Origin of the sequence: Paracoccus sp. TOH, from assembly GCF_030388245.1 — a bacterium.
GTDB lineage: Bacteria > Pseudomonadota > Alphaproteobacteria > Rhodobacterales > Rhodobacteraceae > Paracoccus > Paracoccus simplex.
The window spans coordinates 1,643,089-1,659,017 of record NZ_CP098360.1 but is presented as its reverse complement, the minus strand read 5'-3'; the positions used below and the strand labels follow the sequence as shown (position 1 = coordinate 1,659,017).

The following is a 15,929-nucleotide window of genomic DNA, read 5'->3' as shown; positions in this document are numbered from 1 at the left end:
GATCAGGCCCCCTCCAGACGCGGCACGCTTTCGCCCTTGGGGCGCGGATCGTCGGGCAGCTCGCCGGTGGCGATGTAGATGACCTGCTCGGCGATGCCGGTGGCGTGGTCGCCCATGCGCTCGATGTTCTTGGCGATGAAATGCAGATGCATGCAGGCGGTGATGTTGCGCGGATCCTCCATCATGTAGGTCAGGAACTCGCGAAACAGCGCATTGTACATCTGGTCCACTTCCAGGTCGCGCTTGCGCACGTCGCCGGCCAGCGCCGCATCGCGCTGGATATAGCTGTCCAGCGCGTCCTTCATCATCGCCTCGACCGTGGTGGACATGCGCCGCAGCGCCATGCCGGCACCCTCGATGGCGGGCATGTCGGCCAGCACGTTGCTGCGCTTGGCGATGTTCTTGGCGTAATCCCCCACCCGCTCGAGGATATGCGAGATCTTGATCACCGACAGCACCATGCGCAGATCGGTGGCGCGCGGGGCACGCAGCGCGATCAGCCGCGCCGCTTCCTCGTTGATCTGCATCTCCAGCTCGTCGATGGCCTTGTCGCGGCGCCGGACCTCCTCGGCCAGTTCGTCGTCGCGGGTTTCCAGCGCAATGGCGGCGTCGTGGATGGCGGTTTCGACCATGCCGCCCATCTTGACCACCAGCGCCTGGACGGTTTCCAGGTCGCGGTCGAAGGCCGAGAGGATATGGCGTTCGTTGTTCATGTCAGATCCCTTTCCGGCCTAGCCGATACGGCCCGAGATGTAGCTTTCGGTGCGCGGGTCGCGCGGATTGGTGAAGATGTCGTCGGTGCTGCCGTATTCCACCAGGTTGCCAAGATGGAAGAAGGCGGTCTTCTGGCTGACGCGCGCGGCCTGCTGCATCGAATGGGTGACGATCACCACCGAGAATTCGGCGCGCAGCTGGTCGATCAGCTCCTCGACCTGGCTGGTGGCGATCGGGTCCAGCGCCGAGCAGGGCTCGTCCATCAGCAACACCTCGGGCTGGGTCGCCACGGCGCGCGCGATGCAAAGCCGCTGCTGCTGGCCGCCCGACAGGCCGGTGCCGGGCTCTTGCAGCCGGTCCTTGACCTCGTTCCACAGCGCGGCGCCGCGCAGCGATTTCTCGACGATCTCGTCCAGCTCGGCGCGGTGGCGCGCGAGGCCATGGATGCGGGGGCCGTAGGCCACGTTGTCATAGATCGTCTTCGGGAACGGGTTCGGCTTCTGGAACACCATGCCGACGCGGGCCCGCAATTGCACCGGATCCACCCGCCTGTCGTAGATGTCCTCGCCGTCCAGGGTGATCCGCCCCTCGACGCGGCTGATGTCGATGGTGTCGTTCATGCGGTTCAGGCAGCGCAGGAAAGTCGACTTGCCGCAACCCGAGGGGCCGATGAAGGCCGTCACGGTCTTGTCCAGCAGATCGACGTTCACGTCCTTGATCGCATGCTTGTCGCCATACCAGACCTGCACGTCCCGGGCCGAGATCTTGATTTCCGTCTGGTCCACAGCGCGCTCCAGCAAACTCATGTCGTTCATATCGGGTCTCCTTTCCGGGATTACCACCGGCGCTCGAACTTGCGACGCAGGAAGATGGCCAGAAGGTTCATGCAGAGCAGGAACACCAGCAGGACGATGATCGCCCCGGAAGCGCGTTCCACGAAGGCGGGGTCGGCGCGCTGCGTCCAGTTGTAGACCTGGACCGGCAGCGCCGAGGCCGGCTCGAACAGCCCGTCCGGCGGTGCCGAGGGGTAGTTCTTGACGAAAGCCACCATGCCGATCAGCAGAAGCGGCGCGGTCTCGCCCAAAGCCTGGGCCAGGCCGATGATGGTGCCGGTCAGGATGCCCGGCATGGCCAGCGGCAGCACATGGTGGAACACCGACTGCATCCGGGACGCCCCCACCCCCAGCGCCGCGTCGCGGATCGAGGGCGGCACCGCCTTCAGCGCCGCACGGGTGGCGATGATGATGGTGGGCAGCGTCATCAGCGTCAGCACCAGGCCGCCGACGATGGGCGCCGATTGCGGCAGACCGGCAAAGTTGATGAAGGCGGCAAGGCCGAGGATGCCGAAGACGATCGAGGGCACGGCGGCGAGGTTCGAGATGTTCACCTCGATGATGTCGGTCCAGCGGTTCTTGGGCGCGAATTCCTCGAGATAGATCGAGGCCGCGACGCCGATCGGCACCGCCAGCACCAGCACCACCAGCATCATGTAGAGCGAACCGAGGATGGCGATGCCGACGCCGGCGGCCTCGGGGCGCTGGTCCGAGGCGTCGGCGCTGGTCAGGAACGACCAGTTCCATTCCGTCGCCAGCATCCCCTGCGCCTTCAGCGCATCGGCCAGTTGCAGCTGCGCGGGCGAGGTATTGGCGTCGCGCGCCGCGCTCTCCATGCTGACGCGGCCCTTGTAATAGCCGTCGATGCGGCCGTTCACCAGCACGCGGCTCTCGACGGTCTGGCCGATCAGTTCGGGATCGGCCAGCACCCGGCGGCGCAGCTGCGCCGCCGCCTCCTTGGAAATCAGCGTCGAGATGTCCTTGTCCGACAGGTCGGGAACGGCGATGCCCTTGTCGGCGATGGTGTTTTCCAGCGATTGCTGCAGGAGTTTGCCATAGGTGAGGGTCAGCACCTTCTTGATCTGCTCGGGGTCGCGGCTGCCGCTCTTGTCAAGCTGCGCGGCGTCCAGCGTGACCGGGATCTCCAGATAGGTCTGGCGGAAGGCGCCGATGCCGCCGGTCAGGATGGTGAACAGCAGGATCACCAGCATGATCATCGAGATCACGATGGCGCCCAGCCCATAGGCGCGGAAACGGGCTTCGGCAGCGTTGCGCTTGCGGGTGCGGGGATCGGCGGCCAGAAGCGAGCTCTTGCCCTGCGGAAGCGCCGCTGCCGGCATGGCTGCGTCGGTCATTCGTACTGCTCCCGGTATTTGCGCACCACGTAAAGGGCGATGATGTTCAGCCCCAGGGTGACGACGAAAAGGGTCAGGCCAAGCGCGAAGGCGACCAGCGTCTCGGGCGCGGCGAAATCGGTGTCACCGGTCAGCTGGCTGACGATCTTCACGGTGATGGTCGTCATGGCCTCGAACGGGTTCAGGCCCATCTGCGCGGCGGCGCCGGCGCCCATGACCACGATCATCGTCTCGCCGATGGCGCGCGAGGCGGCCAGCAGGACGGCACCGACGATGCCCGGCAGGGCCGCGGGCAAAACCACGTTCCTGATGGTTTCCGAATGGGTCGAGCCCAGCCCCAGCGCGCCGTCGCGCAGCGATTGCGGCACGGCGTTGATGATGTCGTCCGAAAGCGAGCTGACGAAGGGGATCAGCATGATGCCCATCACCAGCCCCGCGGTCATCACCGAGGAGCCCGAGCTGCCCAGGCCCAGCGGTTGCGCGAACCAGTCGCGCAGCAAGGGGCCGACGGTGATCAGCGCGAAAAGGCCATAGACGATGGTCGGGATTCCCGCCAGCACCTCGATCGCCGGCTTGGCGATGCCGCGCAGTCGGGGCGAGGCGTATTCCGACATGTAGATCGCCGCGAACAGCCCGATCGGCACCGAAACCGCCAGCGCGATCACCGAGATATACAGGGTGCCCCAGACCAGCGGCAGGATGCCCAGCTGCGAGCCGCCGCCGAAGCGCGGCGACCAGGTGGTGCCGAAGAAATATTCCTGCCAGGGATATTGCCGGAAGAAATGCCCGGTCTCGAACAGCATCGACAGCACGATCCCGGCGGTGGTCAGGATCGCGATGCTGGAACACAGGATCAACAGACCCTTGACCATGCTTTCGACGGCATTGCGGGCGCGGAAGCCCGGCGCGGTGCGGCTCAGCGCGAAGCCAAGGCCCGCGGCGGCCAGGACCAGGGCTGCGGCCGACACCAGCAGGGTATCGGCGCCCGGCTGGAAGAAGCGCCAGAGCGCGATCAGGAAAAGCGCGGGCAGCGCCGTCAGCAGCGCCGCGTTCCAGCCGTAATAGCTGGGGCGCGAATGCAGCCGCCGGATGTCGCCGGACGCCAGGGCGATGGCGCGCGACCGGGTGGCAAGATAGCCCGCGACCGCCAGGGCAAGGACGATCAGCAAGGTCCAGGAGACAGGCATGTGAGCCTCGAGACTGGGAAATGGAAAAGGCGCGGGGAACCTCCCCCGCGCCCGTCAGATCATTGGGCGAGCGTCACTTCGTCGGCCACCGCCTGCTGCGTCGCCGCAAGCTCGGGATCCGAGACCAGGCCATAGGCGGCCAACGGGCCCTCGGGGCCGGCCAGCTCGTCCGAGACGAAGAACTCGGCGAATTCCTTCAGGCCCTGGATCTCGCCGATATGCTGCTTCTTCATATAGAAGAACAGCGGCCGCGAGACCGGGTATTCGCCCGAGGCGATGCTTTCGGTCGAGGGCGTGACGCCGCCGATGGTCGCGACCTTCAGCTTGTCGGTGTTGTTCTCATAGAAGGACAGGCCGAAGACGCCGATGCCGTTCTTGGCCGACTGGATGCGGGCCAGGGTCTCGGTATAGTCGCCGTCGATGTCCACGGACTTGCCGTCGGTGCGCAGCGCCATGCAGGCCGCCTCGCCCTCGTCCTCGCCCAGCTCGGCCTTGAAGACCTCGGCGGCGCCCGATTCCTCGCAGCCGGCGGCGATGACCTTCTCCTCGAAGACTTCGCGGGTGCCGTGCTTGGTGCCGGGCACGAAGGCGAGGATCTCCTGATCCGGCAGGTCGGCGCGGATCTCGTTCCACTTGGTCGCGGTGTTGTCGACCACCTTGCCGTCCTTGACCACCTTGGCGGCCAGGGCGCTGAACCAGTCGGCGGCGGTGAACTGGAAGTCGCTGCCGGCGATGTCGCTGGCAAAGACGATGCCGTCATAGCCGATGCGGACTTCCATGATCTCGGTCACGCCGGCGGCCTTGCAGGCCTCTTTCTCGCTGTCCTTGATCGGGCGCGAGGCATTGGCGATGTCGATGGTGTTCTCGCCCACGCCCTCGCAGAACTTCTTCAAACCGGCCGAGGAGCCGCCCGATTCGACCACCGGGGTCGGGAAGTCGCTGTTCTCGCCAAAGGCCTCGGCGACGATGGTGGCATAGGGCAGCACCGTGGACGAACCGGCGATCTGGATCTGGTCGCGCGCGGCGGCAGCCGTGGCCGAGGCAGCAATCACGGCCAGCGCCGACACGGTGAGTTTCGCGGATTTCATAGGATCACTCCTGACATTTCCTGGGGGCCGTTGCGGCCTGCCCGCTCTCTAGAACGACGATGCGACGGTTATGCGAAAGGATTGTGTCAGTTGCGTAACAATCGCCGAAGCATATGCAGAACGGCGAAAGCCAGGCGCCGCGCCCCGCTTTCGCCGTTTTGCAAATACCCCAAGGGGTGAATTGTCCCGCGCGCGGGACAAGAGGGGAACTGGGTTCCCCTCCCTTGCGCGCCGCGGACACGGCGCCTATATTCGGATCGTTCGGCGTCAGTCGGACTATGGACATAAACGCGCAGGTAATAAGCGGATCGGACCCGGGGGCGGTACCCGGCGGCTCCACCATCATCCCTCGTTGGGGGCGCATGGGGTCGAAACAGGATCGACGAACGTCTAAAGCTGTTTGCTTTGTCTCGGTGAGCTACCACCGTCATCGGTGCAAAATGTACAGTTGCCAACGACAACCGTGCTCCGGTGGCTCTGGCTGCGTAAGCAGCTCGGGTAACCGAAACTTAAGCCCTTCCGCCTAGCAGCGTAAGGCGGGGCCCGCAGGAGCCTGGCAACAGAATCCTGCACCTTCCCCCTTTAATCTCTGGTTTTCCGGCTCCGGCGGGCCTATCTCAGGCCACATGCAAGGGAATGCCGCCATGAAAGACCTGACCACTTCCGATGCCGATGCGCTGATCGCGGATCTGGGGCAGAAGGCCCGCGCCGCCGCCGCCGCGCTGGCCGAAGCCTCGGCCGAACGCAAGCACGCCGCCCTGATCGGCGCGGCCGAGGCGATCCTCCGCGCCGAGGACGCGATTCTCGACGCCAATATCCTCGACATGCACCATGCCGAGGAAAAGGGCCTTTCCCCCGCCATGCTGGACCGGCTGAAGCTCGACCCCGCGCGCATCCGCGCCATGGCCGACGGGCTGCGCTCGGTCGCGGCGCAAGAGGATCCGATCGGCAAGGTGCTGGCAGAGTGGGACCGGCCGAACGGGCTGCACATCCGGCGCGTCGCGACGCCGCTGGGCGTCATCGGGGTGATCTATGAAAGCCGGCCCAATGTCACCGCCGATGCCGCGGCGCTGGCGCTCAAGGCCGGCAATGCCGTCATTCTGCGCGGCGGCTCGGAAAGCCTGAACAGCGCCGCGGCGATCCACGAGGCGCTGGTCCTGGGCCTGAAGCAGGCCGGGCTGCCCGAGGCCGCTGTCCAGATGGTGCCGACCCGCGACCGCGCGGCCGTCTCTGCCATGCTGCGGGCGCAGGAGTTCATCGACGTGATCGTGCCGCGCGGCGGCAAGGGCCTGGTCGGACTGGTGCAGAAAGAGGCCCGCGTGCCGGTCTTTGCCCATCTGGAGGGCATCTGCCATGTCTATGCCGACGGCGACGCCGATCTGGACAAGGCCCGCCGCGTGGTGCTGAACGCCAAGACCCGGCGCACCGGCATCTGCGGCGCCGCGGAATGCCTGCTGATCGACCGGCAGTTCTACACGAAACACGGCGCCGTGCTGGTGCAGGATCTGCTGGATGCCGGCGTCGAGGTCCGCGCCGAGGGCGAGCTTGCCAAGGTGTCGGGCGCCATGCCGGCCGAGCCCTCGGATTTCGGGCAGGAATTCCTGGACAAGATCATCGCCGTCAAGCTGGTCGATGGGGTCGAGGAGGCGATCGCCCATATCCGCCGCTATGGCTCGGGCCACACCGAATCGATCCTGACCGAGAACGACGCCACCGCCGAGCGCTTCTTCAAGGGCCTCGACAGCGCCATCCTGATGCGCAACGCCTCGACGCAATTCGCCGATGGCGGCGAATTCGGCATGGGCGCCGAGATCGGCATCGCCACCGGCAAGATGCATGCCCGCGGCCCGGTCGGCGCCGAGCAGCTGACCAGCTTCAAGTATCTGGTCACCGGCGACGGCACCATCCGCCCCTGATGGGTGCCGAACGGCTGCACCAGGACCGGCGCCACCGCATCACCCTGTTTCGCGGCGCCGGCGACGGTGGCCGCGCGATGGTCGGTTTCGAGCATGGCCGCGACCGCGCCATGCGCGGGTTCGAGCCGCCGGTCTGCCCGCGCTTTGCGCAAAGGCTGGGCATCGACGCGCTGGTGGTGCAGACGGCGCGGCGGGACTGGTTCGTCTCGGATCGCAGCCCGGCGCTGGCCGAGGCGCTGGAGCGCGCGACCCGCGGCTATGACGAGGTCGTCGCGACCGGCTTCTCGATGGGCGGTTATGCGGCGCTGCTCTATTCGGCGGCCTGCCATGCCCGGCGGGTGATGGCGGTGTCGCCGCAATACAGCATCGACCCCGAGGTCGCGCCCTATGATCCCGGCCGGCACCCGTAATTCGCCCGTATCGGCATGACTATGCCGCGTCCCGAGGATCGGGGCGCGCGCGACGTGACCGGGCTGCTGATCTACGATCCCGCCATCGCTGCCGACCGCGCCCATGCGGCGCGCATCGGCGCGGCCTTTCCGCGGCTGACCGCACTGCCGCTGCCGCATGGCGGCCATCCGGCCACCGGCGTGCTGGCCCAGGCCGGCCGCATCGGCAAGCTGGCCGAGATGCTGGTCGAGGACCGCATCGACGCCGCCGCGATCCGCCGCGACCACCGCGAGGCCCGGCGCAAGGCCGAACCCTATCGGCTGAACCTGGCCATCGCCGCCCTGCCCCGCCACCCGGCGCGGGCCTTGCCGGAATTGCGCCAGCTGGCCCGCCAGGGCAGCCCGCGCGGCCGGTTCGAAGCCGGGATGGCAATGCTGGATCATGCCGAGGACGAGGCGATGGCACTGCTCGGCGCCCTGCTGGAGGAGGGGCCGGAGCTGCCGCCCGGCCTGTTGAACCGACTCAGGCGGCGGCTGGTCGATCGGCTTTAGAAGGCGATTTCGCCGCCGGTCTCGTCCAGTTCCCAGGCCAGCGGCCAGTTCGCGGCGCGGGCGAAACCGGCCAGCAGCGGGAAATGCACCTCGGAGGAGGTTGGCTCGGGCCGCTCGCGCCCCGGATCGGCGTCCAGCCAGGACCACAGGGCCGGGTCAAGCCGGGTGCGGCTTGCCTCGGCGACCAGCCGCCAGCCGCTGGCGCCGCGGCAGATCAGCACGCTGCCGCCCCAGGGCATCGCCGTTTCCAGGCACATCAACCCCAGCAGGATCATCCGCGCCTCGATGCGCGGCAGGTCGCCCCCGGCGTCCAGGCGCAGGCGGATGCGCCCGCCCTTCTCGACATCCGCCAGCAGCGCGGAAAGCTCGGCCAGGCTCAGCCGCTGGTCCGCCGCGGCATGGCCGAAGGCCATGCGGAACCAGCGCACCCTGGCGCGGGCCGCCTCGACGCTTTCGACGATCAGCTGCATCTCGTCGCAGGCGGCGATGCCCGGAAACGCGCCCGAAAGCTGCAGCAGCTCCAACCCGTTGCCGATGGCCCCCAGCGGCGAGACGATGTCGTGGCAGAGCCGCGAGCTGACCAGGGCGGCCATGCGCTCGGCCTCGAGCGCCGGCGGCAGGGGACCGTGCGACGGCGGATCGCGGTAGATTGTCAGATCATCCATGGAAGGCTAGCCTGCACTGTGCCGCAAGAAGGGGCGAAAGATGAATGAAATCCTGGAACCGGGCATGATGGTGCGCCATCCCGGCGCGCCGGAATGGGGCATCGGGCAGGTGCAATCGCGGATCGGCGACCGCATTACCGTGAACTTCACCAATGCTGGGAAACAGGTCGTGGACGGCAGACATATCAATCTTGAACTGGTCACGATGGACCCCTATTAGGCGACATTTTCAAGTTAATTCAACTTTTGCGCGAGTCAATCCGTCTTGATGCCGAAGAGCGGCACTGGATCGGGCCGCGGTTGCAATGTCACCCTTGCACGCCTAGACACATGCCAGATCGCAACCAGACAGGGTGCCAGGCCGGACGATGACGCCCGAGACTTCCTTTTTCGAGACGCGGCTCGCCACGGACGAAGCCGATCTGCTGGCTGCGCAGCGGCTGCGATACCGGGTCTTCGTCGAGGAACTGGGCGGCGACGGCGCGCTGGTGGATCACGAACAGCAATTGGAGCGCGACGAGTTCGACCCGGTGGTCGATCACCTGGTGCTGGTCGACAACCGCCGCTCGCGCAGCGAGCTGGACCATGTGGTCGGCGTCTACCGCCTGCTGCCCGGCGAGCGGGCCGAAACCTTCGGCCGCTTTTATTGCGACGGCGAGTACGACCTGACGCCGCTGCGCCGCAGCGGCCGCTCGCTGCTGGAGCTGGGGCGATCCTGCATGGACCCCGCCTTTCGCGGCGGCTCGGGCATGTTCCTGCTGTGGAACGCGCTGGCCGATTACGTGCTGGCCCGCCAGATCGAGATCCTGTTCGGCGTCGCCTCGTTCCATGGCACCGACGTGCAGGCGCTGGCCCAACCGCTAAGCTGGCTGCATCACCACCACCTGGCGCCGCCGACGATCCGGCCCCGCGCCCGACCCGAGGGCTACCAGGCCATGGACCTGGTCCCGGCCGAGCAACTGGACCGCCGCGCCGCCATGGCCGGCATGCCGGCGCTGATCAAGGCCTATCTGCGGCTCGGCGGTTCGGTCGGCGAAGGCGCCTATCTGGACCGGCCCTTCAACACCACCGATGTCTTCCTGCTGGTCGACACCGGGGCCATGTCGGAACGGCATCGCAAGTTCTACGAAACCCGGCAGGGGCAATGAGCGGGCCGTCCGGCGACACCCAGTCCCGCGGCACCTGGCGCGGCGAGGATCCGCCGCCCGCCATTCCGCGCCCCGGCCCGCTGGGCTGGCTGCTGGTGGCGCTGCGCGGCACCGGCATCGTGCTGGTGCTGGTGCTGGGCGTGCTGCTGATCCTGCCCATCCGCGGCGTCGAGCGGCTGTTCGCCGGCGCGTGCCGCCCGGTGACCGGGCCGCATGTGCAGATCGTCTGCCGCGTCTGCCTGTGGATCATGGGGCTGAAATGGCGCTGCGAGGGCCGGCCGATGCGCGGCCCCGGCGCCATCGTCGCCAACCATTCCAGCTGGCTCGACATTTTCGTGCTGAACGCCGCCCTGCCGGTGTTCTTCGTCTCCAAGGCCGAGGTGGCGGGCTGGCCGGGCATCAACGTCCTGACCCGCGTCACCGACACGCATTTCGTCGCCCGCGACCCGAAGCTCGCCCGCGCCCAGGCCGAGGAATTCGCCGAGCGCACCCGCGCCGGCCACCGGCTGCTGTTCTTCCCCGAAGGCACCAGCAGCGACGGCCGGCGGGTGCTGCCCTTCAAGCCGACGCTGTTCCAGGGCTTCCTGGACCCCGCCCTGCCCGGGGGCCTGGCGATCCAGCCGATGAGCGCGGCCTATCGCGCCCCGAAAGGCCGCGACCCGCGCTTCTACGGCTGGTGGGGCGACATGGATCTGGGTCCGCATCTGCTGGCGGTGCTGGCGCAATACCCGCAAGGCTCGGTCACGGTGCGGCTGCACGCCCCGATCCCGGTGGCGGGCGAGACGCGCAAGACGCTGGCGGCGCGTGCCGAGGCCGAGATCCGCGCCGGCTTCGACGCCGGCTAAGGCCGGGGGCCGACCGTCCTGCCGCGGCACGATCCGTCAATCGTCGTCGTCATCATCATCATCATCATCGTCGTCGTCGTCGCGATCACCCCTGCGCCAGCGTGGGCGATCATCGTCGTCGTCGCCCCAGCCGCGATAGCGAACCCGGCGCCGGTCGTCGTCGTCATCGCCGCGCCAGACCGGATATGCCCAGCCGCCGAGACCGCGCAGCAGCAGCCGCTCGATCCCCGGGCCGGGCGCGTAGCGCGGGGCGTCATCATCATCCGCATATGCCGGCGCCGGAAGCGCCGCGGCCGCGGCGATGCCTGCCATCAGAACCATGCGAAGGGCTTTCATGCGTTTCATCCTTTGACCCAGAGCACCCCAGAAGGGGGCAAGGGGTTTACGGCCCGGCAGCCCCCCTATTCCCGGGAGCGGCGCTTTTCTTCGAAACCGGCCGACGGCCAGGCCCCTGCGGCTGCCGGGAACAATCCCCGGCAGCCCGCGTTCGGATCCCGAGCATCTGATGGGAGAGGAGATCATGAAAGGCATCATCGCCTGGCTGCTGGGGGTTCCGATCTTCGTGATCATCCTGCTGTATCTGACCGGCATCTTCTGACCGGATCAGGCCCGGCCACGATCCCGCCCGCAGCGTTTCTCCGGGCGTTTGCCTGTCCGGCTGCTGGACGCCCCCTGCCCGCGCGGCTAAGCAGGGCTGCCCAACGTTCCGGAAAGGCCGCGCATGACCGATACCCTGCTGATGCTCGTCGCCGGTTTTTTCGGCGGGATGCTGAATGCCGTCGCCGGCGGCGGCACCTTCATCACCTTCCCGGCCCTGGTCGCCGGCGGCGTGCCGGTGGTCTCGGCCAATGCCACCAGCACCGTCGCGGCGCTGCCGGGCTATCTGTCGGCGGCCCTGGGCTTCCGGCGCGAGATCGCGCAGATCGAGCGCGCGCTGGTGCTGCGGCTGACCTTCTGGACGCTGGTCGGCGGTGTCGCCGGCTCCTGCCTGCTGCTGGTCTCGTCGAACCAGGCCTTCGCGGTGCTGGTGCCCTTCCTGTTGCTGGCCGCGACCTCGGTCTTCATCTGGGGCGCCAGGGTGCGGGAATGGGCAGCGCAGCACCGCAACGCGGTGGCGCCCTTCGGCGCCGGGACCATGGTGCCGGTCGCGGTCTATGGCGGCTATTTCAACGGCGGGCTGGGCATCGTGCTGCTGGCGCTGTTCGCGCTTTGGGGCATGACGCAGCTGAACCAGATGAACGGGCTGAAGAACTGGCTGTCCTTCGCGCTGTCGGTGATCTCCTTCGCGATCTTCGCGGCGGGCGGGCAGGTGGCCTGGGGTCCGGCGGCGGTGATGAGCCTCGGCACCGTGCTCGGCGGCTATCTGGGCGCGCCGGTGGCGCGGCGCATCCCGATCGGCGCGTTGCGGGCATTGATTGCGGCCATCGGCTTTGGCATGACGGCGCTGTTCCTCTGGCGGCTTTTCTGACGCCGGCCCAACCCGAAAGGATTTTCCATGTCCGAGATCAAGCGTATCGAGACCGGCCCCCGCATGAGCCAGGCGGTCGTCCATAACGGCACCGTCTACCTGGCGGGCCAGGTCGGCAAGCCCGGCGAATCGGTGACCGAGCAGACCCGCGCGGTGCTGGCCCAGATCGACCGGCTGCTGGCGGAATGCGGCTCGGACAAGACCCGCATCCTTTCGGCCCAGGTGTGGCTGGCCGACATGGCTGATTTCGCCGAGATGAATGCGGTCTGGGACGGCTGGGTCGCCGCCGGCCACGCCCCGGCCCGCGCCACCGGCGAATCGGCGCTGGCGACGCCCGACTACAAGGTCGAGATCATCGTGGTCGCGGCGCAGAACTGATCGCCGTCATGACCGAACGCGCGGCGCGCAAGCCCGGAGGCTCGCCGCCGCGCCCCAACCGCTCCATGGTCAGCGCCATGGCGGCAAGCTGCGCGCCGCGCTCCTCGGGATCCTCGATCAGCCGGTAGAGCGCCTGCGACATCGGCCCCGGCTGGCAGTTGCGGCCCAGATATTCCGGCACCGCCCGGGTCTCGCTGACCAGGTTGACCAGCGTCACGGTGTCGGTGCGCAGCAGCATCCCGATGATCAGCCGGCTGAGCGGCGCCACGTCATAGCCGATCACCATGGGCACGCCGTTCGCGGCCAGATCCAGGCTGACCGTGCCCGAGGCGGCCAGCGCCAGGTCGGCGGCGGCGAAGGCCGCGCGCCTTTCCTCGGGGCTTTCGATCACCACCGGTGCGGTCGGCCAGCGCCGGGCCATGTCGCGCACCAGGCCCGAGACGCCGCGCACGGTCGGGATCACCACGCGAATCTCCGGCACCCGGTCGCGCAGCCGCATCAGCGCCTCGTCGAAGCGCGGGCCAAGCCGGCCGACCTCGGTCCGGCGCGAGCCCGGCAGGCACAGGACCAGCGGCGCATCCGGCGCGATGCCGTTCGCGGCGCGAAAGGCCGCCGCCTCGGCCGCGCCCGCCACCGGCTCGGCGACAATGGGATGGCCGACGAAATCGCACGTCATGCCGGCGGCCTGCATCAGGGGCGGCTCGAAGGGCAGGATCGCCAGCACATGGTCGATGACCTCGGCCATCTTTCCGGCCCGGCCCGGCCGCCAGGCCCAGACCGAGGGCGCGACGTAATGGATGGTGCGCAGATCCGGGGCCAGCGCCCGCGCCTGGCGCGCCACGCGCAGGCAGAAATCCGGGCTGTCGATGGTGATCAGCGCATCGGGCCGGGCCTCGACGACGGCGCGGGCGGTCTCGGCGATCCGGGCCTTCAGCGCCCGGTATTTCGGCAGCACCTCCCAGATGCCCATCAGGCTCAGCTCTTCCATGGGAAAGCGGCTCGCGAGCCCCTGCGCCGCCATGGCCGGGCCGCCGATCCCCAGGAATTCGGCGCCGGGATCGAGGCTGTTCAGCCCGGCCATCAGCGCGCCGCCCAGATTGTCGCCCGAAGGCTCGCCCGCGATCAGGAAGAACTTCATCGCGTCGCTCCGCTTGCCATGTCCCGACATGAGTCTTTGCAAAACAAAGAAGCCTCCCGGTCTTCACCGTTTTCCAAATACCCTGCTGCCGCTGTCGCGGCACCGTCATTTGGGTATTTGGAAAACGGTGAAGCAAGCCTCATTTCCGCTTTCCCAACACCCATTCACCCCCGCGACCACAGAAACAGCCCCGCTGCCTGGGCGCGGCGCACCGCCTCGGCGCGGTCCAGCAGGATAACGCTGCCCGCCTCCCAGGCGATGCCGGCCAGCCCGGCCTCGGCAGCCTGGATCACGGTATCGGGCCCGATGGTCGGCAGGTCGATGCGGCGGTCCTGGCCGGGCTTGGGCGCCTTGTATAGCACGCCGCCCGCCCCCTTCGGATCGGGTTTCAACCCGACATGGAGCCGGGCGAATTCCAGCATCGCCTGGGTGCCCGGCAGCGCCTCGACCGCAAGGCAAAGCCCCTGCGCCACCACCGCGCCCTGACCGATGTCGAGCGTGCCGAGGCCCCGGACGATCTCGGCGGCGCGGGCGGCGTCCTTCTGGTCGCGTGGGCTCGGCTCGCCCGCCAGCACGCCTTCCCCAGGCACCAGATCCGGCAGGATCTGATCGACAGAACAGATGGTTATGCCGGCTTCCTCGAATACGTCGAGCACCGCGCGCAAGGCGGCGTCATCGCCCGACTGCATCCCCATCAGGATGCGCGGCACGATGGTCAGGGTGCGCGGGTCGAAAAGCTCGGGCTCGATCTTCGGGCGGCGGATGGCGCCGGCGAAAACCGCCTGCGTCACCCCCTGGTCGGCCAGCTCGTCCAGGAAGGGCACCAGCCGTTCCAGGCGGAAGGGCCTGGCCTCGAGCTGCGGTTTCAGGTTGTCCAGCGCATAGACCAGCGGCTGGTCCAGCGCGGCGGCGATGGCGGGGGCAAGGCAGCCCTCGCCGGCGATCAGGGCGATGCGGCTCATGGATGTGCTCTCACGGATGTGGGGCCAGGAAGCTGCGGTCCGAGGGGCCGAGGATGAAATCCAGCACCTCGCGCACCATCGGGCCGTGATCCTCGTCCGCCAGCTGGCGGGCGGTGTCGCGGAAGCTGCCCCGCCCCAACTGGCCCAGCATGTCGCGCAGCGCGTGGATGTCTTCGCGCGAGGCGCCGCGGCGCTTCAACCCGACCAGGTTCAGCCCGTCCAGATGGCCGCGCGGCCCCTGCACCAGGCCGAAGGGGATCACGTCGGCGGTCACCATGGTCACCGCGCCGATCATCGCGCCGCGGCCGATGCGCACCCATTGATGCACGCCGGACAGGCCGCCGACGATCACGTCGTCTTCCAGCACGCAATGGCCCGCCACCGAGGCGTTGTTCACCAGGATCACCCGGTCGCCGATCCGGCAGTCATGCGCCACATGGCTGCCGGCCATGAACAGCCCGTCGTCGCCGACCCGGGTGACGCCGCCGCCGCCCTCGGTGCCGGGGTTCATGGTCACGTATTCGCGGATGCGGTTGCGGGCGCCGATTTCCAGCCGGGTGCGTTCGCCGCGGAACTTCAGGTCCTGCGGCACCTCGCCCAGCGAGGCGAAGGGGAAGACGACGGTCTCGTCGCCGATCCTGGTCTCGCCCGTCACCACGACATGGGATTTCAGCACCACGCCGCGGCCGAGGCTGATCTCGGGGCCAATGACGCAGAACGGGCCGATCTCGCAACCCTCGCCGATCCGCGCGGCGGGGTCGACGACGGCCGAGGGGTGGATCACGGTCTCAGCCATTCTCGCCACGGTTCAGCATGGCCATGACCTCGGCCTCGGCGGCAAGCTGGCCGTTCACGATGGCGCGACCCTCGAATTTCCAGACCTTGCCGCCGCCGCGCAGGGTCTTCATGTGCAATTCCAGCACGTCGCCGGGCACCACCTTCTGACGGAAGCGGCATTTGTCGATCGACATGAAATAGGTGCCCATGCCCTTGCCGGCCAGATCCAGCGACACGCCGACCAGCACCGCCGCGGCCTGGGCCATGGCCTCGATGATCAGCACGCCCGGCATCACCGGCTCTTGCGGGAAATGCCCCTCGAAATGCGGTTCGTTCGAGGTGACGTTCTTGATGCCGACGCAGCTTTCCATCGGCACGATGTCGCGGACCTTGTCCACCAGCAGGAAGGGATAGCGATGCGGCAGGATGCGCTTGATCATCGCCAGATCGACTTCGGTCGGCGGGATATAGGCGGTCTCGTCGGAAGCCATGCGGTCCTCTTGGAATGTTTTCA

At 68.0% G+C, this 15,929-nt stretch carries 19 protein-coding genes and 1 other RNA gene; 9 read left to right on the top strand and 11 right to left on the bottom strand.

The window, feature by feature from the left end; all coding sequences use genetic code 11:
• Positions 1-2: 2 nt before the first annotated feature.
• Genes phoU through NBE95_RS08280 form a run of 5 tightly spaced genes read right to left on the bottom strand, consistent with a single transcriptional unit; the run spans position 3 to position 5,177 of the window.
• The gene (gene phoU, locus NBE95_RS08300; protein WP_019352172.1) at positions 3-713 is read right to left on the bottom strand and encodes a phosphate signaling complex protein PhoU; all 711 of its coding nucleotides are present in this window, start codon (positions 711-713) and stop codon (positions 3-5) included.
• Positions 714-731: 18 nt separating this feature from the next.
• Entirely contained in the window at positions 732-1,529 is a 798-nt protein-coding gene (gene pstB / locus NBE95_RS08295; protein ID WP_289893433.1) for a phosphate ABC transporter ATP-binding protein PstB, read from the bottom strand.
• Positions 1,530-1,549: 20 nt separating this feature from the next.
• Positions 1,550-2,902, bottom strand: coding sequence for a phosphate ABC transporter permease PstA (gene pstA / locus NBE95_RS08290; protein WP_289893432.1), 1,353 nt, complete (start codon positions 2,900-2,902; stop codon positions 1,550-1,552).
• The gene (pstC, locus tag NBE95_RS08285; protein ID WP_289893431.1) at positions 2,899-4,089 is read right to left on the bottom strand and encodes a phosphate ABC transporter permease subunit PstC; all 1,191 of its coding nucleotides are present in this window, start codon (positions 4,087-4,089) and stop codon (positions 2,899-2,901) included. The genes pstA and pstC overlap by 4 nt, the downstream gene beginning before the upstream one ends.
• 59 nt (positions 4,090-4,148) lie before the next feature.
• Positions 4,149-5,177 (bottom strand): substrate-binding domain-containing protein, encoded by a 1,029-nt coding sequence (locus NBE95_RS08280; RefSeq protein ID WP_289893430.1) that lies wholly within the window; start codon positions 5,175-5,177, stop codon positions 4,149-4,151.
• Positions 5,178-5,397: 220 nt separating this feature from the next.
• Here NBE95_RS08280 and ssrA point away from each other — a divergent pair.
• From ssrA to NBE95_RS08260, 4 genes are all read left to right on the top strand, one after another.
• Positions 5,398-5,751, top strand: a transfer-messenger RNA (tmRNA) gene (gene ssrA, locus NBE95_RS08275).
• Positions 5,752-5,821: 70 nt separating this feature from the next.
• On the top strand, positions 5,822-7,093 hold the full coding sequence (locus NBE95_RS08270; protein WP_289893429.1) for a glutamate-5-semialdehyde dehydrogenase: 1,272 nt from the start codon (positions 5,822-5,824) through the stop codon (positions 7,091-7,093).
• Positions 7,093-7,503, top strand: coding sequence for a hypothetical protein (locus NBE95_RS08265; protein ID WP_289893428.1), 411 nt, complete (start codon positions 7,093-7,095; stop codon positions 7,501-7,503). The genes NBE95_RS08270 and NBE95_RS08265 overlap by 1 nt, the downstream gene beginning before the upstream one ends.
• A 15-nt stretch (positions 7,504-7,518) precedes the next feature.
• A complete protein-coding gene (locus NBE95_RS08260; RefSeq protein ID WP_289893427.1) occupies positions 7,519-8,034 on the top strand; it encodes a hypothetical protein in 516 nt (171 codons plus the stop codon).
• Here the strand turns inward: NBE95_RS08260 and NBE95_RS08255 are convergent.
• Positions 8,031-8,699: a histidine phosphotransferase family protein gene (locus tag NBE95_RS08255; protein WP_289893426.1), complete on the bottom strand. Its 669-nt coding sequence runs from the start codon at positions 8,697-8,699 to the stop codon at positions 8,031-8,033. The two genes, NBE95_RS08260 and NBE95_RS08255, sit on opposite strands and share 4 nt — an antisense overlap.
• A gap of 40 nt (positions 8,700-8,739) precedes the next feature.
• Here NBE95_RS08255 and NBE95_RS08250 point away from each other — a divergent pair, with 40 nt between their 5' ends.
• The 3 genes from NBE95_RS08250 (at position 8,740) to NBE95_RS08240 (ending at position 10,692) form a co-directional block, all read left to right on the top strand.
• A complete protein-coding gene (locus tag NBE95_RS08250) occupies positions 8,740-8,919 on the top strand; it encodes a DUF3553 domain-containing protein (RefSeq protein WP_019352392.1) in 180 nt (59 codons plus the stop codon).
• Positions 8,920-9,067: 148 nt separating this feature from the next.
• Positions 9,068-9,847, top strand: coding sequence for a GNAT family N-acyltransferase (locus NBE95_RS08245; protein WP_289893425.1), 780 nt, complete (start codon positions 9,068-9,070; stop codon positions 9,845-9,847).
• Entirely contained in the window at positions 9,844-10,692 is an 849-nt protein-coding gene (locus NBE95_RS08240; protein ID WP_289893424.1) for a lysophospholipid acyltransferase family protein, read from the top strand. Before NBE95_RS08245 ends, NBE95_RS08240 begins: the two co-directional genes overlap by 4 nt.
• A gap of 36 nt (positions 10,693-10,728) precedes the next feature.
• On the opposite strand, the gene NBE95_RS08235 is transcribed toward NBE95_RS08240, so the two are convergent.
• Positions 10,729-11,004: a hypothetical protein gene (locus NBE95_RS08235; protein WP_289893423.1), complete on the bottom strand. Its 276-nt coding sequence runs from the start codon at positions 11,002-11,004 to the stop codon at positions 10,729-10,731.
• 409 nt (positions 11,005-11,413) lie between these two features.
• Between NBE95_RS08235 and NBE95_RS08230 the strand changes: the two genes are divergently transcribed.
• Complete coding sequence (locus tag NBE95_RS08230) at positions 11,414-12,160, top strand: sulfite exporter TauE/SafE family protein (RefSeq protein WP_289893422.1); 747 nt, start codon at positions 11,414-11,416, stop codon at positions 12,158-12,160.
• Positions 12,161-12,187: 27 nt separating this feature from the next.
• Positions 12,188-12,538, top strand: coding sequence for a RidA family protein (locus NBE95_RS08225; protein WP_289893421.1), 351 nt, complete (start codon positions 12,188-12,190; stop codon positions 12,536-12,538).
• Here the strand turns inward: NBE95_RS08225 and lpxB are convergent.
• The 4 genes from lpxB to fabZ form a co-directional block, all read right to left on the bottom strand.
• On the bottom strand, positions 12,513-13,676 hold the full coding sequence (gene lpxB, locus NBE95_RS08220) for a lipid-A-disaccharide synthase (RefSeq protein ID WP_289894860.1): 1,164 nt from the start codon (positions 13,674-13,676) through the stop codon (positions 12,513-12,515). The two genes, NBE95_RS08225 and lpxB, sit on opposite strands and share 26 nt — an antisense overlap.
• A 164-nt stretch (positions 13,677-13,840) precedes the next feature.
• A complete protein-coding gene (lpxI, locus tag NBE95_RS08215; protein ID WP_289893420.1) occupies positions 13,841-14,638 on the bottom strand; it encodes a UDP-2,3-diacylglucosamine diphosphatase LpxI in 798 nt (265 codons plus the stop codon).
• A gap of 10 nt (positions 14,639-14,648) precedes the next feature.
• Positions 14,649-15,434 carry an acyl-ACP--UDP-N-acetylglucosamine O-acyltransferase gene (lpxA, locus tag NBE95_RS08210; RefSeq protein ID WP_289893419.1) on the bottom strand — a complete coding sequence of 262 codons (786 nt, stop codon included), beginning with the start codon at positions 15,432-15,434 and terminating at the stop codon, positions 14,649-14,651.
• On the bottom strand, positions 15,427-15,906 hold the full coding sequence (gene fabZ / locus NBE95_RS08205; protein ID WP_289894859.1) for a 3-hydroxyacyl-ACP dehydratase FabZ: 480 nt from the start codon (positions 15,904-15,906) through the stop codon (positions 15,427-15,429). The genes lpxA and fabZ overlap by 8 nt, the downstream gene beginning before the upstream one ends.
• Positions 15,907-15,929 lie beyond the last annotated feature (23 nt).

Bases quoted from the DNA above. Each gene is read 5' to 3' on its own strand.
- fabZ (WP_289894859.1), bottom strand. From the start codon at position 15,906: ATGGCTTCCGACGAGACCGCCTATATCCCGCCGACCGAAGTCGATCTG.
- NBE95_RS08230 (WP_289893422.1), top strand. From the start codon at position 11,414: ATGACCGATACCCTGCTGATGCTCGTCGCCGGTTTTTTCGGCGGGATG.
- NBE95_RS08270 (WP_289893429.1), top strand. From the start codon at position 5,822: ATGAAAGACCTGACCACTTCCGATGCCGATGCGCTGATCGCGGATCTG.
- NBE95_RS08225 (WP_289893421.1), top strand. From the start codon at position 12,188: ATGTCCGAGATCAAGCGTATCGAGACCGGCCCCCGCATGAGCCAGGCG.
- NBE95_RS08235 (WP_289893423.1), bottom strand. From the start codon at position 11,004: ATGGCAGGCATCGCCGCGGCCGCGGCGCTTCCGGCGCCGGCATATGCG.
- lpxA (WP_289893419.1), bottom strand. From the start codon at position 15,434: ATGGCTGAGACCGTGATCCACCCCTCGGCCGTCGTCGACCCCGCCGCG.
- lpxB (WP_289894860.1), bottom strand. From the start codon at position 13,676: ATGAAGTTCTTCCTGATCGCGGGCGAGCCTTCGGGCGACAATCTGGGC.
- lpxI (WP_289893420.1), bottom strand. From the start codon at position 14,638: ATGAGCCGCATCGCCCTGATCGCCGGCGAGGGCTGCCTTGCCCCCGCC.
- NBE95_RS08265 (WP_289893428.1), top strand. From the start codon at position 7,093: ATGGGTGCCGAACGGCTGCACCAGGACCGGCGCCACCGCATCACCCTG.
- phoU (WP_019352172.1), bottom strand. From the start codon at position 713: ATGAACAACGAACGCCATATCCTCTCGGCCTTCGACCGCGACCTGGAA.
- pstA (WP_289893432.1), bottom strand. From the start codon at position 2,902: ATGACCGACGCAGCCATGCCGGCAGCGGCGCTTCCGCAGGGCAAGAGC.
- NBE95_RS08260 (WP_289893427.1), top strand. From the start codon at position 7,519: ATGACTATGCCGCGTCCCGAGGATCGGGGCGCGCGCGACGTGACCGGG.
- pstB (WP_289893433.1), bottom strand. From the start codon at position 1,529: ATGAACGACATGAGTTTGCTGGAGCGCGCTGTGGACCAGACGGAAATC.
- pstC (WP_289893431.1), bottom strand. From the start codon at position 4,089: ATGCCTGTCTCCTGGACCTTGCTGATCGTCCTTGCCCTGGCGGTCGCG.
- NBE95_RS08240 (WP_289893424.1), top strand. From the start codon at position 9,844: ATGAGCGGGCCGTCCGGCGACACCCAGTCCCGCGGCACCTGGCGCGGC.
- NBE95_RS08250 (WP_019352392.1), top strand. From the start codon at position 8,740: ATGAATGAAATCCTGGAACCGGGCATGATGGTGCGCCATCCCGGCGCG.
- NBE95_RS08280 (WP_289893430.1), bottom strand. From the start codon at position 5,177: ATGAAATCCGCGAAACTCACCGTGTCGGCGCTGGCCGTGATTGCTGCC.
- NBE95_RS08245 (WP_289893425.1), top strand. From the start codon at position 9,068: ATGACGCCCGAGACTTCCTTTTTCGAGACGCGGCTCGCCACGGACGAA.
- NBE95_RS08255 (WP_289893426.1), bottom strand. From the start codon at position 8,699: ATGGATGATCTGACAATCTACCGCGATCCGCCGTCGCACGGTCCCCTG.